17 protein-coding genes are annotated in these 15,857 nt (G+C 62.6%); 9 read left to right on the top strand and 8 right to left on the bottom strand.

The window, feature by feature from the left end; genetic code table 11:
* Window positions 1-92: 92 nt before the first annotated feature.
* From RPMA_RS25620 to RPMA_RS25610, 3 genes are all read right to left on the bottom strand, one after another.
* Window positions 93-491, bottom strand: a complete 399-nt coding sequence (locus RPMA_RS25620) for a (deoxy)nucleoside triphosphate pyrophosphohydrolase (RefSeq protein WP_211910445.1) — start codon at window positions 489-491, stop codon at window positions 93-95.
* A 173-nt stretch (window positions 492-664) separates the two neighbouring features.
* Window positions 665-1,912: a bifunctional glutamate N-acetyltransferase/amino-acid acetyltransferase ArgJ gene (argJ, locus tag RPMA_RS25615; RefSeq protein WP_211910444.1), complete on the bottom strand. Its 1,248-nt coding sequence runs from the start codon at window positions 1,910-1,912 to the stop codon at window positions 665-667.
* Window positions 1,913-2,024: 112 nt separating this feature from the next.
* Complete coding sequence (locus RPMA_RS25610) at window positions 2,025-2,333, bottom strand: hypothetical protein (RefSeq protein ID WP_211910443.1); 309 nt, start codon at window positions 2,331-2,333, stop codon at window positions 2,025-2,027.
* A 219-nt stretch (window positions 2,334-2,552) separates the two neighbouring features.
* On the opposite strand from RPMA_RS25610, the gene RPMA_RS25605 reads away from it, so the two are divergent.
* Complete coding sequence (locus tag RPMA_RS25605) at window positions 2,553-3,029, top strand: hypothetical protein (protein ID WP_211913827.1); 477 nt, start codon at window positions 2,553-2,555, stop codon at window positions 3,027-3,029.
* A gap of 62 nt (window positions 3,030-3,091) precedes the next feature.
* On the opposite strand, the gene RPMA_RS25600 is transcribed toward RPMA_RS25605, so the two are convergent.
* On the bottom strand, window positions 3,092-4,084 hold the full coding sequence (locus RPMA_RS25600; RefSeq protein ID WP_211910442.1) for a Bug family tripartite tricarboxylate transporter substrate binding protein: 993 nt from the start codon (window positions 4,082-4,084) through the stop codon (window positions 3,092-3,094).
* 93 nt (window positions 4,085-4,177) lie between these two features.
* A complete protein-coding gene (locus RPMA_RS25595) occupies window positions 4,178-5,446 on the bottom strand; it encodes an MFS transporter (protein ID WP_211910441.1) in 1,269 nt (422 codons plus the stop codon).
* 107 nt (window positions 5,447-5,553) lie between these two features.
* Here RPMA_RS25595 and RPMA_RS25590 point away from each other — a divergent pair, with 107 nt between their 5' ends.
* Together RPMA_RS25590 and RPMA_RS25585 are read left to right on the top strand one after the other, a co-directional pair.
* Window positions 5,554-5,838, top strand: a complete 285-nt coding sequence (locus RPMA_RS25590) for a type II toxin-antitoxin system RelE/ParE family toxin (protein ID WP_211910440.1) — start codon at window positions 5,554-5,556, stop codon at window positions 5,836-5,838.
* A 9-nt stretch (window positions 5,839-5,847) separates the two neighbouring features.
* Window positions 5,848-6,138, top strand: a complete 291-nt coding sequence (locus tag RPMA_RS25585) for a HigA family addiction module antitoxin (protein ID WP_249225408.1) — start codon at window positions 5,848-5,850, stop codon at window positions 6,136-6,138.
* A 70-nt stretch (window positions 6,139-6,208) separates the two neighbouring features.
* On the opposite strand, the gene RPMA_RS25580 is transcribed toward RPMA_RS25585, so the two are convergent.
* From RPMA_RS25580 to RPMA_RS25570, 3 genes are all read right to left on the bottom strand, one after another.
* Entirely contained in the window at window positions 6,209-7,180 is a 972-nt protein-coding gene (locus RPMA_RS25580; protein WP_211910439.1) for a TAXI family TRAP transporter solute-binding subunit, read from the bottom strand.
* Between the two features lie 39 nt (window positions 7,181-7,219).
* Entirely contained in the window at window positions 7,220-8,176 is a 957-nt protein-coding gene (locus tag RPMA_RS25575; RefSeq protein ID WP_211910438.1) for a TAXI family TRAP transporter solute-binding subunit, read from the bottom strand.
* Window positions 8,177-8,251: 75 nt separating this feature from the next.
* Window positions 8,252-10,282, bottom strand: a complete 2,031-nt coding sequence (locus RPMA_RS25570) for a TRAP transporter permease (protein WP_211910437.1) — start codon at window positions 10,280-10,282, stop codon at window positions 8,252-8,254.
* A gap of 249 nt (window positions 10,283-10,531) precedes the next feature.
* Between RPMA_RS25570 and RPMA_RS25565 the strand changes: the two genes are divergently transcribed.
* From RPMA_RS25565 to RPMA_RS25540, 6 genes are all read left to right on the top strand, one after another.
* Entirely contained in the window at window positions 10,532-11,437 is a 906-nt protein-coding gene (locus RPMA_RS25565; RefSeq protein WP_249225407.1) for a TAXI family TRAP transporter solute-binding subunit, read from the top strand.
* On the top strand, window positions 11,437-11,949 hold the full coding sequence (locus tag RPMA_RS25560) for a tetratricopeptide repeat protein (RefSeq protein WP_211910435.1): 513 nt from the start codon (window positions 11,437-11,439) through the stop codon (window positions 11,947-11,949). Before RPMA_RS25565 ends, RPMA_RS25560 begins: the two co-directional genes overlap by 1 nt.
* 52 nt (window positions 11,950-12,001) lie before the next feature.
* Entirely contained in the window at window positions 12,002-13,903 is a 1,902-nt protein-coding gene (locus RPMA_RS25555; RefSeq protein WP_211910434.1) for a propionyl-CoA synthetase, read from the top strand.
* A 61-nt stretch (window positions 13,904-13,964) separates the two neighbouring features.
* Entirely contained in the window at window positions 13,965-14,231 is a 267-nt protein-coding gene (locus RPMA_RS25550) for a hypothetical protein (RefSeq protein ID WP_211910433.1), read from the top strand.
* 260 nt (window positions 14,232-14,491) lie between these two features.
* On the top strand, window positions 14,492-15,199 hold the full coding sequence (locus RPMA_RS25545; RefSeq protein ID WP_211910432.1) for an OmpW/AlkL family protein: 708 nt from the start codon (window positions 14,492-14,494) through the stop codon (window positions 15,197-15,199).
* Between the two features lie 189 nt (window positions 15,200-15,388).
* Window positions 15,389-15,607 carry an alkylphosphonate utilization protein gene (locus tag RPMA_RS25540; RefSeq protein WP_211910431.1) on the top strand — a complete coding sequence of 73 codons (219 nt, stop codon included), beginning with the start codon at window positions 15,389-15,391 and terminating at the stop codon, window positions 15,605-15,607.
* Window positions 15,608-15,857 lie beyond the last annotated feature (250 nt).

Below are 15,857 nucleotides of genomic sequence, written 5' to 3'. Positions count from 1 at the left end.
TTGACCCGGCAATCCATCTTGACCGGAGTGAGCGTAAAAGGTGGATGCCCGGGTCAAGCCCGGGCACGACACCGAGTGTCGCGGCCGAGCCCTTACAACAACCCCGTCAAATGCGGGATCAGCGGGATATCTGCCGCGGGCATCGGATAGTCGCGCAGCTTGTTCGGCCGCACCCATTTGAGATTCTGGCCTTCCTTCGAGATCGCAAGGCCCTCCCAGCGCCGGCAGATATAGAGCGGCATCAAGAGATGGAAGTCGTCATAGGCATGGCTGGCGAAGGTGAGCGGCGCCAGGCACGCTTCCTTCACCGTGATCCCTAGCTCTTCATGCAGTTCGCGGATCAGAGCTGCTTCCGGCCGTTCGCCCGGCTCCAGCTTGCCGCCGGGAAACTCCCAGAGACCAGCCAGCGTCTTACCTTCCGGCCGCTGTGCAATCAGCACGCGGCCGTCGGCATCGATCAATGCTGCGGCGACGACGAGGACGAGTTTCATGAGGAACGGGCTTTCTTCACCCTCCCCTGCAGGGGGAGGGTCGGATCGCATTGTGCGATCCGGGATGGGGTGGCAGCGCGGCGAGGCGATGGCGCTGCGCGATCATCATCGCCGCTGCCCCACCCCGATCGCGCCTGCGGCGCTCGACCCTCCCCTGCAGGGAGGGTAAAGACTTACGACCGGTAGTCGCCATTGATGGCGACATATTCCTTGGTGAGGTCGCAGGTCAGTACGCGGTCGCGGCCCTTGCCGAGACCGAGTGCGACCTTGATCTGCACCTTGTCGTTCTTCATCGCATTCGACACTTCGGTCTCGTCATAGGACGGATCGCGTGCGCCGGATTTGGCGACGCGGATGCCGTTGAACGAGATCGACAGCTTGTCGCGATTGGCGGGTTCGCCGGCCTTGCCGACAGCCATCACCACGCGGCCCCAATTCGCGTCCTCGCCGGCAATCGCCGTCTTCACCAGCGGCGAATTGGCGATCGACATGGCGATTTTTCGCGCGGACGCCTTGGTTGTTGCGCCTTCGACGACGACTTCCACCAGCTTGCGCGCGCCTTCACCGTCACGCGCGACCTGCTCGGCGAGATCGTTCAGGATCACATGCAGCGCCTTCACGAAGGCCTTCAGGCGGACATCGCTCGCCTTGGTGATTTTTGGCGCGCCCTGCGCGGCAGCAGCGCCCGTCGCGAACATCAAGAGCGTGTCCGAAGTCGACGTGTCGCCGTCGATGGTCACCGCGTTGAAGGAATCAGCGACGCCGGCCTTCAGCAGTGCCTGCAGCGCCGGCGCGGAGATCGGCGCGTCGGTGAAGATGAAGGACAGCATGGTCGCCATGTCAGGCGCGATCATGCCGGCGCCCTTGGCCATGCCGTTGATGGTCACGGTGGCCTTGCCGAGCTTCACCTTGGCGGTGGCGACCTTCGGGAAGGTGTCGGTGGTCATGATCGCCTTTGCGGCTTCGAGCCAGCCATCGGGCGTCACGGTTTCGGCGAGCTTGTCGAGCACGCCGTTGAACTTGGTGGCGTCGAGCGGCTCGCCGATCACGCCGGTGGAGGCAAGGAAGATCTCGTTCGGCTTGCAGCCCACGGCCTTCGCGGCGATGTCGCCGGTGAGCTTGGTGGAGGCCTTGCCGGTCTTGCCGGTGAAGGCATTGGCGTTGCCGGAATTGACGACGAGCGCCTGCGCCTTGCCGCCCTTCAGCACCGCGCGGCACCATTCCACCGGTGCCGACGGGCACTTCGATGTGGTGAACACGCCGGCCGCCGTCGTGCCCTTGTCCATCACCGCCAGCAGCACGTCGGTGCGGCCCTTGTAGCGGATGCCCGCGGCAGCGGTGCCGAGGCGCACGCCTGCAATTTCAGGCATCGCCGGGACGTTGGTGGGAGCAAGGGGCGAAACGGGAGATGCTTTGGCCATGAGCGCTTTCAGCTTTCAGAAAAAGATGACGCGCTCTGTATCATCTCTGTCGGAGCTGTGGGAGAGGCGATCGCCGCTCCCATGCCGATGTCACGGTGGCGTCACACCGCGCCTAGCCGGGGCCGAATTTGAAGCGGCCATCCTCTTCGAGGAACGGACCGCTGCGCATATAGAGCTGGCCATTCTCGCCGATGAAGAACAGCGTGTTCTTCGGCACCTTCTTCGCACCCTTGAGCAGGAACTTGGCGTTGTTGGTGCCCATCTTGTACGTGAAGGTCTTGCCGGATGCGTCGTAGCCGTAGCCCATGTCGGGCGAGAGCACCCAGGGCGCTGCGCCCGGCGTCTGTGCATGCGCGGGCATTGCGAGCGCAGCACTCGCCAACATGGCCACACCCACTATCGTAAAGGCGCGAACGGTCATCCCCCGATCTCCGTTTGTTGTCTTGCTGAAAAGCGTGCCGTTCTCGGCGGCGCCAGATGTCTTGAACAAATCACGAACGCATGCGCGTCGTCAACAAGCGACGTGATCTGGATCAGTTTGTCATTTCGCGCGCCGCGCGACACGACTATCTTTCACCGCCGGAAGGGCCGATTGGCAACGAGATCGGCAATGGGGATGGGGCGCATGCAAAAGGTCGAGATGCGGTTTTTCGTGATGGGCGCGATCGCCGCCGCCGTGCTGGGATTGGGACCCGCCGCTGCGCAGGCGGATGATTTCGCCCTCAGCCATAACCAGCGGATTTCGTGCGGCCGTGGCCTCAGCCCCGGCAAGCTGGCGACCGCCACCTGCCGGTCCTATGCCTATCTGTTCAATGCGAAGACGTCGGAATACTTCCGCTGCTCGGTGTCGCTGTCGATGACGCGCGATGCCAAGGAAGTCATCAATGTGCAGACCGATGGCGGCTGCGCCGCCAAGGCGCGCGTGTTCGACACCGATGGCAGCTATTCGTTCGATGTTGCCGAGACCGAGCCGCCGAACACCAACTCGTTCTTCGGCAGCGGCGGTGTCGCGCTATGGGCCAGCGATACCAGCCAGCGAAAGCTGCGCGGGTGCATCACGATCCCGTCGGGCGTTGGCCCGGACGTCTCGCGCTGCGTCGATATGAAGTTCGACTGAGAAGCTGAAAACAAAAGGGCGGCTGAAAAGCCGCCCTTCGCATTCGTAATGGTCGCTCGCACTTACTCCGGCTTGATGCCGGCGAATTGGGCGACCTTGCCCCACTTCTCGGATTCCGACGCAACAAAGGCATCCATTTCGGCCGGCGAGCCGCCGACGGGATCGGCGCCGAGCTTGATCAGGCGGGCCTTGCCTTCTTCCGACTTCACATATTTGTCGACCGAGGCATTGAGCTTGGCGGTGATCTCCTTGGACGTCTTGGCAGGCGAGGTGATCGTGAACCACGACGCCGCGTCATAGCCGGGAACACCGGCTTCGGCGATGGTCGGGATGTCCTTCATCGGCTCCCAGCGCTTGGCGGTGGAGACGGCGAGCGGACGGATCTGGTTGGCCTCGGCGAAGGGTTGTGCCGCCGGCAGATTGTCGATCATCACATGCACGCGGCCGCCGATCAGGTCGGTAAGCGCCGGGGCGCTGCCGCGGAACGGCACATGGGTCAGCTTCACGCCGGTCATCGACTTGAACAGTTCGGTGGAAAGATGCGCAGTGGAGCCGAGGCCCGGCGTGCCGTAGAAATATTCGTCGGGTTTGGCCTTGGCGAGCGCGATGAATTCCTGAACGTTCTTCGCCGGCAGCGAATTGGTCACCGACATCAGGTTCGGCACCTTGGCGATGATGATGACCGACGAGAAGTCCTTCACCTGATCATAGGTCATGTTCTTGAACACGAACTTGTTGATCGCATGCGTGCCCGGCGTGCCGACCAGGAAGGTGTAGCCGTCGCCATCCGCCTTGGAGACGAATTCCGCAGCGATGTTGCCGCCGGCGCCGGTCTTGTTCTCGACGATGAATTGCTGGCCGTATTCTTCGCTCATCTTCTGCGCGACAAGGCGGGCGAGAATGTCGGTGGTGCCGCCGGCCGCGAAGGGAACGACGAACTTCACGGGCTTGGTGGGCCATTCGGCTGCGTTGGCGCGACCGATGAACGGCAGCGTGCCGAGAGCAGCAGCGCCGCCGAGAATGACAGAGCGGCGGGACGGGTGGCGAATCGACATTTCAGGCGTTTCCTTTGCAATTCTCTTGCGGGTCGAATTGCGCGCAAACTACTCCGCGGCACCGCAGGTTGCTACAGTAATGCGTTACCATCCTTAAGCATTTGGCACTACGCGGTGATGACGTGCGTTCAATGGCCGCGTCTCCGGCATCTGGGTGACGAACAGAATGAGCCCGCATGCAGCGACTGCCGCGAGAGTGATGAATGCGGCGTCGTAACCGGCGAAGACGATGATGAGGCCTGCGACGAAAGTACTAAGCGCGCCGCCTAGTCCCGCCGCAGTGGCGATCGCGCCCTGGCTCACATTGAAGTGGCCGGTTCCTTGGGTGAGGTCGGCCACGACCAGCGGAAACAGCGCGCCATAGATGCCGGCGCCGATGCCGTCCAGCAATTGCACGCCCACCAGCCAGTACGGATCATCGCTGAGCGGATAGAGTGCGCCGCGCAGGATCAGCACCGCCAGTGCGCAGGCGAACAGCGGTTTGCGGCCCCAGATATCGGCCTTGTGGCCGACCAGCATGGCGACAGGCACCATGACCAGTTGTGCGGCCACGATACAGGCCGACATCAGCGTTGTGCCGAGTTCGCTGTTCACGCGTGCCAGTTTCTGTCCGACCAGCGGCAGCATCGCGGCGTTGGAAAAGTGAAACAGCACGGTCGCCGCGGCGAAGACCAGCAGCGGCCTGCTGGTAAGCAGGACGCGGAAGCCTGACGGCTGTTCGGTCTGTCCGCTACCCGGTGCTTCGAGGTCGTGGAGACCGCGCGCGACCTCGTGATCGATGGCATCGGCAGGGATGGCCAGCATCGCGCCGATACTGGCCAGCGCCATCGCGGCCATCAGCCAGAACACGACCACGGGTCCGAACGCGTAAGCGAGTCCCCCGGCCAAAGCCGCGGCGACGGCGTTGCCGGCATGGTTGAATGCCTCGTTGCGGCCGATGCGCCCCGCGAATGCGCGGGGGCCGACGATGCCCAGCGTGATCGCCGCCAATGCCGGCGCGAAAATTGCGGCAGCGATCCCGGTCAGCGCCTGGGTGGTCGCGACGAACAGAAAGCCCGGATAGAAGGGCAGCACGACGGAGCCGATTGTCACGACAATAGCTGCGATAATCACGGCGGCACGCTTGGCGGTGGTCTTGTCGATCAGCGCGCCGGCTGGCGTCTGCGCGAGGATGCCGGCAATGGCGGCCACCGACATCACGGCGCCAATGGAGGCCTCATCCCATTTCTGCACGGTGAGCAGATAGATAGCCAGATACGGGCCAAGCCCGTCTCGCACATCGGCGAGGAAGAAGTTGAGGGCATCGAGCGGGTATTTTGTCGTCTCGTTGGCGGCTGGCACCGGATGGCCCTCACGGCACATAAGGGTGCCCAGCAGGCAACATGGCGACAAGGATTCCGGTTCCGCGGTAAAATTAGCCCAAGTTTATCTACCGTTGAAATCAGGCGTGTTACGTGATACGTAACACTATGATCAAGACGTTCGCCGACAAGCGGACTGCCGAGATTTTCGCTGGGAAGCCCATCAAAAAGGGCTTTCCGGGCGATATCGTTATCGTGGCCCGCCGCAAGTTGGACATGCTCGACAATGCGACGACCCTCGAAAGTCTGAAGCTGCCGCCGAGCAACAAGCTTCATCCGTTGAAGGACGAACGAAAAGGGCAGCATGCCATTTGGATCAATAGCCAATGGCGTCTTTGTTTCGTCTGGATGGACGGTGATGCCTACGACGTCGAAATCACTGATTATCATTAGGAGCATCGTATGAGCATCTCACGCGATAAAGTTCAGATGCACCGTCTCCCGACGACGCCTGGCGAGATGCTGCTCAAGGAATTCATGGAGCCGAATGAAATTTCGGCGCGTGCACTCGCGCGTGATCTCGGTGTCCCGCCAAATCGCATCACGGGCATCATAAATGGGAAGCGCGCGATCACTGCCGATACGGCGGTGCTGCTCGAAGGCCGCCTTGGCATGCCCGGCGAATTCTGGATGAACCTGCAATCGAATTACGATCTGGCCGTCGCCCGGCAGCGGCAGGCGGAAGCGGCGTAGATCCGCCGTCCAAAGCAAAAGCCGCGATGCTTTCACATCGCGGCTTGCAGTCAGGTCGTGTCGGCCAGTCTTACTTGCCGATGCCCTTTTCCTTGAAGTATTTCAGGGCGCCCGGATGGAACGGGACCGGCGAGCGCTCCTGCACCTGGTTGTCGAGCGAGAAGCTCTCCGCTTCCTTGTGCACGGCGACGATGTCTGCCTTCTTCTCCACCAGCGTCTTGACGATGTTGTAGGCGTCCTCGTCCTTCATCTTGTCGTTGGTGACGATGATGTTCCAGACCTCGGTATTGGCGTTGTCCTTGTCCATGCCGGGATAGATGCTCTTGCTGATATTCGAAGCCGAATACAGCTTGCCGTATTTGGCGTTCATCTTGTCGGCGAGTTCGGCGTGGTCGATCATCTTGATCTTCAGGCCGGGCGTGGCGGCAAGGTCGGTCACCGCGGCCGTCGGCACGCCGCCGACCCAGAAGAAGGCGTCGATCTTGCGATCCTTGATGGCGTTGACGCTTTCGGCGACGCCGAGACGCTCACGCTTCAGGTCCTTGTCCTTGTCGAGGCCGCCGGCTTCGATGACACGGAATGCCATCACTTCGGTGGCGCTGCCCGGCGAGCCCGTGGAGACGCGCTTGCCCTTGAGGTCCGAGAACTTCTCGATGCCGGTGCCTTCCACCGTCACTACATGCATGCGGTTCGGATAGACTACGAGCAGCGTGCGCAGCGGGACCTTGCCGCTCTTGAACTTGTCCTCGCCCTTGAAGGCATCGAGCGCGGCGTCGGCCATGCTGAAGCCCATCTCGCTCTGGCCCGAGGCGATCAGCTTGAGATTATCGACGGAGCCGCCGGTGACTTCCGCGGTGGCCTGGGTGTTCGGCAGGGCTTTCGACAGCACATTGGCGACGGCGCCGCCGAGCGGGTAATAGACGCCGCCGGTGCCGCCGGTGCCGATGGCAATGGTCTTCTGCTGCGCGATGGCGGCACCGGCAAGACCTGCGGTGGCGATGACGGCCGCCGCGATGGTGGTCTTCTTGAAACGCTTGAACATGGACTTCCTCTCCTCCAGTTTTCGTTGATGGCGTGGCGATTACTTCACCGCGCCGACTTCCTTGAGATATTTGAGCGTGCCGGGATGATACGGCGCCGGCGATTGGGCCGGGGTCTGCGTGGCGAGATTGATGTTCTCGGCTTCCTTGTGCACGGCGACGAGGTCCGCCTTGTTCTCGAATATCGTCTTGGTGATGGCGTAGGCCGTCTCGTCCGACATCTTGTCGGTGGCCATGATCTGATTCCAGGCAGCAAAGCCCTTGCTGTCGGTGGTCTGGCCCGGATAGCTGCCGGCCTTGATCACGCTGGGCGCGAAGATCTGGCCGTATTTCTTGACGATGGGCTCCAGCAGGTGATCGATCTCGATCAATTTGATATGCACGCCCGGCGTGGCTGCGAGATCAACCACGGCGGCGGTGGGCACGCCGCCGCCCCAGAAGAATGCATCGATCTTGCGGTCCTTCAGCGCCGCGGCGGATTCTGCCACCGACAGGCGCTCGCGCTTGACGTCCTTGTCCTTGTCGAGGCCGGCGGCCTCCAGCAGGCGGAAGGTCTGCGCTTCCGAGGCCGAGCCCGGCGCGCCGCCGGAAATGCGCTTGCCCTTGAGGTCGGCGAATTTCTCGATGCCGGTGCCGGCGATGGTCACCACATGGACGGGGCTGGAATAGACGGCGACGATGGTCTTCAGCGGCACCGGCTTCTTGAATTTCTGCTCACCTTTGATGGCGTCGGAGGCGACGTCGCCGGTCATGAAGCCGAGATCGGCCTGGCCGCTTTCCAGCAGCTTGATGTTATCGACACTGCCGCCGGTGACTTCACCGGTCGCCTGCGTGTTGGGGAGTTTCTTCGAGAGCAGGTTCGCGAGACCGCCGCCGAGCGGATAGAAAATCCCGCCGGTGCCGCCTGTCGCGATTGCGATGGTCTTTTCCTGCGCCGTCGCCGGATGTGTCACGCAGGCGATGCCGAGCAGAGCGAAGCTAAAAGCCGTCCATTTCATCGTTGCACTCCCTGAAGTTGGCGGCGCCGCTTATGTGCGGCGTCCGCTGTCGTGTTTTTCTTGTCGTCGCGTCTCCTACGCAGCTACCGGCTGGGCGCGGGTGCGCGCCTGCCAGAAGAGGACGCCGAGGCCGATGATCAGGCCCGGCAGGAATGTGTAACTGATGTCGCGGCCGATGATGGCTTCGATGATCGCCTCGATCAGGCTCGGGAACACCAGCAGCAATCCGGATAGCAGAAGCAGTCCGCGCTCGATCGGCGTATTTTGTCGCAGACCCCAGTTCTGCGCGCAGGCTGCGAGCGCTAGCAGGCCGCAGGTGGTCTTGAAGGTGATCTCGACGATATCCACCCACGAGCCGCCCTTCGGGATCGACAGCAAGAGGCCGACGCCTTGCGGATCGCACACGAACACGAACGGCACCAGGAAGGCCGGCAGCGTATATTTCCAGGATTGCAGCGTGGTCTTGTAGGGATCGCCGCCGGTGATGGCCGCCGCTGCGAAGGGCGACAGCGCGGTGGGCGGTGAGACTTCCGAGAGCACGGCGTAATAGAAGATGAACATGTGTGCGGCGTAATCGGGCACGCCGAGCTTGATCAGCGCGGGGGCGGCGATGACGGCGCAGATGATGTAGGACGCAGTCACCGGCACGGCGAGACCGATGATCCAGACGATCAGCGCCGTATAGAGCGCCGTCAGCAGCAGGCTGCCGCCGGCATAAGCGATGACGATGGACGAGAATTTCAGGCCGAGGCCGGTGAGGGTGACGACGCCGACCACGATGCCGGCGCAGGCGCAGGTGGTGGCGGCATTGAGCGCGCCGATCGAGCCTTCGGAGAGCGCCTTCACTAGCTTCTTCGGCATCAAGGCGGTGTCCTTGCGCAGGAAGCTCAGCGCCAGCGTCACCAGGATCGCATAGAACACCGATAATGCCGGCGAGAAGCCGATCACCATGAAGACGACGACGGCGAGCAGCGAGATGAAGTGGAAGCCGTAGCGCTTGGTCATGGTGCCCAAGCCAAGCTCGGGCGTGATGTTGACGTTCTTCGCGCCGAAGCGCTTGGCGTCGATCTCCACCATGATCAGCAGCGAGAGGTAGTAGAGGATGGTCGGGATGGTGGCCATCCAGATCACGTCGAGATAGCTGATCTTGAGGAATTCGGCGATCAGGAAAGCGGCGGCGCCCAGCACCGGCGGCGACAGGATGGCGCCGAGACCGCCCGCGGCCAGCAGGCCGCCGGCGGCATTCTTCTCGAAGCCGGCCTTCTTCAGCATCGGCGCGGCCACGGTGCCGATCATCACGGTGGTGGCGACGCCCGAACCGGAGGGGCCGCCGAGCAGGAAGGACGACAGCACCACGGTGCGGCCGGCGGCATTGGGCTTGTTGCCCATCAGCGCCAGCGAGAAATCGATGAAGAATTTGCCTGCGCCGGATTGCGCGAGGAAGGCGCCATAGATTGTGAACAGGATGATCAGCGTCGCCGAGACATCCACCGCGACGCCGAAGATGCCTTCCAGCGTGATGAAGAGATGGCCGACGAGGCGCGGCAGGTCATAGCCGCGATGCGTCCACGGCGCCGGCAGATGCGGGCCGAGCATGGCATAGGCGATGAAGAAGATGGAGACGACCGGCATGATCCAGCCGGTGGTGCGGCGCGTCGCCTCCAGCAGCAGCAGGATGAAGACGATGCCGACGACCACGTCCACGTGATCGGGCAGGGTGGCGCGATCGGTGAAGTCTTCGCCGCCCCACAGCGCATAGACGATGGTGGCAATGGCGACGATGCCGGGCAGGATATCCCACCAGCGCGCGCGGTCGCGGAACCGGCGGGCGACGGGGAAGAGCATGAAGGCAAGCACGAGCGTGAAAGCGACGTGGATGTAGCGCAGTTCCTGCGTCGGCACGATCGCATAGGCGGCATAGAGGTGAAACAGGCTCATCGTCACCGCGATGCCGGTGGAGATGGTGCCGGCCCAACCCATCAGACGGTTTGCGGCGCCCTCTTCGGCTTCGATCAGCTCCTCGACCTTCTGCATCGTGGCGTCGGAGATGATCTCCGCTTCGACGATTTTGTTGCCATCGGTCGCGTGCGCTTTGTCGTCAGCCATGTTTCTTCCCCCGGGATTTTCCCGTGAGCCGGATTTCCCGGCCTTATTAGTTTTAGTGCGGCGCATTCATGCCGTTTTGACCGGCTGGCGCAAGGGTTGACCTGTGAAACTTTCGTCGCGCGTGCGTTGCCACGCGTGCGATGCGTCCATGCGCCAATTGACCCGGCGCGGTGACCGGTTCACGTTCGATCCCGCATGATCAGATATCGAATGACAGGACGGCGATGCTGCATCGCATTAGTTGCGGGCATGTTCGCTCTATGGGCACCGCTCGCGCGCGCAGAGCCGATCGCCATCCTCACCGGCGGCAGTTCGGGCGTTTACTATCCGCTCGGCGTCAGCATCGGCATGGTCTATGCGGATATTCCCGGCGCGAAGGTGCTGGTGGAGACAACCGATGGTTCGGTCGCCAATCTGATGCGGTTGCAGCAGGGCACCGGGCAGGTCGCCTTCGCGCTCGGCGATGCACTCATGGCCGGCTGGCGCGGTGATGCGCAGGCCGGCTTTGCCGGCAAGCTCGACGGGTTGCGTGTCATCGGCGCGCTGTATCCGAACTATGTCCAGATCGTCGCCACCAAAGCGAGCGGCATTCGTTCCCTCAAGGATCTACAAGGCAAGAGCCTCGCCGTCGGGGCCGAGAAATCGGGCACCGAACTCGAGGCCCGCGCGATCTTGAAGGCTGCCGGAATGAACTTCGCGTCGCTCGGCCGCGCCGAGATGATCCCGTTTGCGGAATCCACCAAGCGGATGATCGACAACAAGCTTGATGCCTCGCTGCAATCCGCAGGGCTCGGTGTGACCTCGATCAAGGAACTGACCGATAACAGCGATACGGTACTGGTGCCGGTATCGCCCGCGGTCGTGAAGAAGCTCGGTGCGCCGTTCCGGCCTGCCACGATTCCGGCGGACACCTATCGCGGCCAGCCGAAACCTGTGCCGACCGCATCGGTGATGAACTATCTGGTGACCAGCGCATCGGTGAGCGATGAGCTGGTCTATCAGATGACCAAGCGCCTGTTCGATGCGGTCGATGGACTCGCTGTCGCGCATCGTGCGGGACATGAAATCAAGCTCGCGGCCGCCGTGAGTCGCAGCCCGGTGCCGCTGCACCCGGGCGCGGTGCGCTATTATCGTGAAAAGGGCCTGATCAAGTAATGCGTCTGTCGATCTATTCTTTTGCCGTCATGTTTCTGTTCTCTGCCTGCAATGCGCATGCGGCTGTCGATACCGATCCGGAAACACCGGTGGCGTCCAAGGTCGACACGGCACCCTGCTTCGCGGCAGTGGTGGCTGGCGATGACGACAGGATCATTGCGATCTGCGGCGAGCTGATCGGCAACGAGAAAGTGATGACGGCCGATCGCCTCAAGGCGGCGAGCGCGCGCGGCGCTGCCTATGCCCGCAAGGACCAGACCGATCTCGCCATCGCCGATTACGATGCGGCGCTGAAGATCGATCTGACGCGGCCTGATCTTCTCAATGCTCGCGGCGAACTCTTGCGCAAGAAGGGCGATCGCCCGCGCGCGATCCGCGATTTCGGCGCGGCGCTGAAGATCGATCCGCAGAACGAGGCCGTGCGCGCCAATTACAAGGCGCTGGCGCAGGAGATCGAACGCATGGGCGCGAAGATGTCGGTGCAGCCCCCACCAAAGGCCCCCTTGAAATAGAAGCGTATCCCGTGACAATCCGGAGAAAATAAATCGGAACGGGAGGCACGCGATGACAACCAGCCGCTATCACGAGGTCCACGCGCAGTCGCTGTCCGATCCGGAAGCTTTCTGGGGCGAGGCGGCCAAGGCGATCGACTGGATCGTGCCAGCGGAAAAGGTGTTCGATCCCACGCTGGGCCTTTATGGCCGCTGGTTTGCGGGCGGCGTGCTCAACACCTGCTACAATGCGCTGGACCGCCATGTGGTGCGCGGCCGTGCCGATCAGGTCGCGCTGATCCATGACTCGCCGCTGACCAACGAGATCCGCAAATTCACCTACGCTGAATTGCTGCATGAAACCCAGGTGCTCGGCGCCGTCCTGCAGGAGCATGGCGTCGGCAAGGGCGATCGCGTCATTCTCTATATGCCGATGGTGCCGGAGGCCGTCGTTGCCATGCTCGCCTGCGCGCGCATCGGTGCGGTGCATTCGGTGGTGTTCGGCGGCTTCGCGGCGAAAGAACTCGCGACGCGCATCGATGATGCGCGGCCGAAACTGATCCTGTCCGCAAGCTGCGGCATCGAGCCCGGCCGCATCGTGCAATATAAGCCGCTGCTCGATGAGGCGATTGCACTGTCCAGCGCCAAGCCCGGCGGCTGCATCATCCTGCAGCGTCCCCAGCAGCGCTGTGAACTGATCGAAGGCCGCGATCACGACTGGGCCGAGCTGCGCAGCGCGGCGATCGCGGCGAAGAAATCCGCCGAATGCGTGCCGGTGCAGGCGACCGATCCGCTCTATATCCTCTATACGTCAGGCACGACCGGAAAGCCGAAAGGCGTCGTGCGCGACAATGGCGGCCATGCGGTCGCGCTCGCCTGGTCGATGGAAAATCTCTACGGCGTGAAGCCCGGCGAGGTGTGGTGGTGCGGCTCCGATATCGGCTGGGTGGTCGGCCATAGCTACATCATCTATGCGCCGCTGTTCCATGGCGCGACCTCGATCATGTATGAGGGCAAGCCGGTGGGCACGCCCGATGCGGGCGCGTTCTGGCGTGTGATCTCCGAACACAAGGCTGTCGCCTTCTTCACGGCGCCGACGGCTTTCCGTGCCATCCGCAAGGATGATCCGGAGGGCCACTTCATCCGCAAATACGATCTGTCGCATTTTCGCACGCTCTTCCTCGCAGGCGAGCGCGCCGATCCGCCGACGGTGGACTGGGCCGAGAAGCAGCTAAAGGTGCCGGTGATCGATCACTGGTGGCAGACCGAGACGGGTTGGTGCATCGCCGGCAATCCGGTTGGCCTGGGCATGCTGCCCGTGAAGCACGGATCGCCCACGGTGCCGATGCCCGGCTACAAGGTCGAGGTGGTGGACGAGGCCGCAAAGCCGGTGCCGGCGGGCACCATGGGCTCCATCGTCATCAAGCTGCCGATGCCGCCTGCCTGCCTGCCCACGCTGTGGGAGCAGGATGCACGCTGCAAGGAAGCCTATTTCAATGAATTCCCCGGCTACTACAAAACCTCCGATGCCGGTTATCTCGATGAGGACGGCTATGTCTATGTGATGGGCCGCACCGACGACATCATCAATGTCGCCGGCCACCGCCTCTCCACCGGCGGCATGGAGGAGATTCTGGCCTCGCATCCCGATGTCGCCGAATGCGCCGTGCTGGGCATCAAGGACAATATCAAGGGTGAGGTGCCCTGCGGTTTCCTGGTGCTCAAGGCTGGCGTGTCGCGTTCCAATGCCGAGATCGAGAAGGAAGTCGTGGCGCTGGTGCGTGACAAGCTCGGCCCGGTCGCCGCCTTCAAGCTCGCTATCGCGGTCACGCGCCTGCCGAAGACCCGCTCCGGAAAGATTCTCCGCGGCACCATCAAGAAGATCGCCGACGGCGAAACCTGGACCATGCCCGCGACCATCGAGGACCCGAAATCGCTGGATGAGATCGGCGTGGCGCTGAAGGGAAGGGTGTAAGGCACCTTACAATCCCCGCATTTCGCGCTAAACACGGCCCTATCGCCGACAGGATTCCCGCATGCGCCTCGCCCCGACATCTCTCATCGCCCTGACGCTCGCTGCCACACTGCTCGGCGCCTGCGCGCGGCGGACCGATGTGCCGATGTCGAGCCTCGGCGACGATGACGATGCGATCTGCCGCGCCAATGGCGTCGCGGTCGGTTCGCCGGAATATTCGGCCTGTCGCCGGGATCGCGACGTTCAGCGCAGCAATGCCATCGCCCGCGCTGATCGCAAGCAGCGCGATCTCGGCGAATACATGCTGAACAATCCGAATCGGCCGTAAGGCGCCGAATCGCAGCCGCAGTCCGCCGTCGGTCAATCGGCTCGCGGATCATGCGCCGCCCGTCCGCATCTGTGGTTGCGTTCTTTTCTTGATATCCCTCAATTCCGTGTGGCCGTCCTGCAACGCGCGCGTGGCATCGCCCTGTGACGCGCCTGCGCTTTGAGCGACATCAACGTTCGCGCAGGCCAGCTGTCGTCTTTCGCATACACCGACGGTGGGATCATTCACCCGAGACAATTCGAAAGTTGGGGCGCTTTGCCATGAAGACGATCTGGACCACGATGTCGCTGCTGCTGGCCGCGACGGCCATCACGGGCATTTCTACAACCGGCCACGCAGCCGATCTCGCCGCCAAGCCGGTCTACAAGGCAGTGCCGGCGGTGGATCTCTGGAATCCCTGGATGATCCGCGTGCGCGCGCTCGCTGTCGTTCCAGAAGATGGCGGCTCGGTCCATCAGGTTCCAGGTTCGAGCCTGAAGACCTCGGACCAGGTCGTTCCGGAAATCGACATCTCCTACTTCTTCACGCCGAACCTCGCCGCTGAACTCATCCTCGGCGTCACCAAGCATCACGTGACTGGCGACGGCGCACTGGCCGGTCTCGATGTCGGTAAGGCCTGGCTGCTGCCGCCGACCCTGACTTTCCAGTATCACTTCACCCAGTTCGGCGCTTTCAAGCCCTATATCGGCGCCGGTGTGAACTACACTTGGTTCTTCAGCCAGTCGGCCGGCAATACGGCGAATGCCGGTGTCACGGTGACCAACAGCTCGCTGAAGGACACGGCCGCGCCAGTCCTGCAGTTCGGTTTCGACTACATGATCGACAAGCATTGGGGCTGGAACGTGGACGTCAAGAAGATGTGGATGCGTCCGGACTGGGAAGGCACGCTTGCTAACGGCACGGCGATCACCGGTCAGGTCAAGCTCGATCCGTGGCTGATCGGCACCGGCATCACCTACAAGTTCTAAGAGCATGATCCCGAAAAGTGGATTCCGGTTTTCGGGCGAGATCATGCTCTGAAGAATAAGCTTCACGATCTCTGTGTGTGACTGAGGGGCCGGCGCAAGTCGGCCCCTTTTTTGTAGCCCTGCCTGTTGCTTTCCGGGCCTGCATCCTGTTGGGTCGCGACAATACCATCGCACCATTGGGAAGAGATCATGGATATAAAGGTCAGGGATTCGAACGGCGCGCTGCTCGCTGAGGGCGACACCGTCACGCTCATCAAGGACCTGAAGCTGAAAGGCTCATCCACCGTGCTGAAGCGCGGGACGATGATCAAGAACATCCATCTCACCGACAATGAAGACGAAATCGAAGGCCGCACCGACAAGGTGAAGGGCCTGGTGCTGCGCACGGAGTTCTTGAAGAAGGCGTGAGGCGCGCGGAGGCGTGTGGTCTCCCTCCCCGGAGCGAAGCGAATGGGGAGGGTGGCGCGTAGCGCCGGGTGGGGAGCCCAACGTGACGTCTTCCGTGCTGAGAGACCCCACCCGTCTCGAAGCTCGCTGAACGCTCGCTTCAATCCACCCTCCCCGCTGCGCGGCTTCGCCGCTTGGGGAGGGAGAAGCAAGAGCCGCGCGCTCAACAAAAAACGCGACGAGTTTCCTCGCCGCGTTTGTCTCTTCAGCA

Origin of the sequence: Tardiphaga alba (assembly GCF_018279705.1) — a bacterium.
Taxonomy (GTDB): domain Bacteria; phylum Pseudomonadota; class Alphaproteobacteria; order Rhizobiales; family Xanthobacteraceae; genus Tardiphaga; species Tardiphaga alba.
The sequence above is the reverse complement of the archived record's forward strand: the minus strand, read 5'-3'. Positions and strand labels throughout refer to the sequence as shown.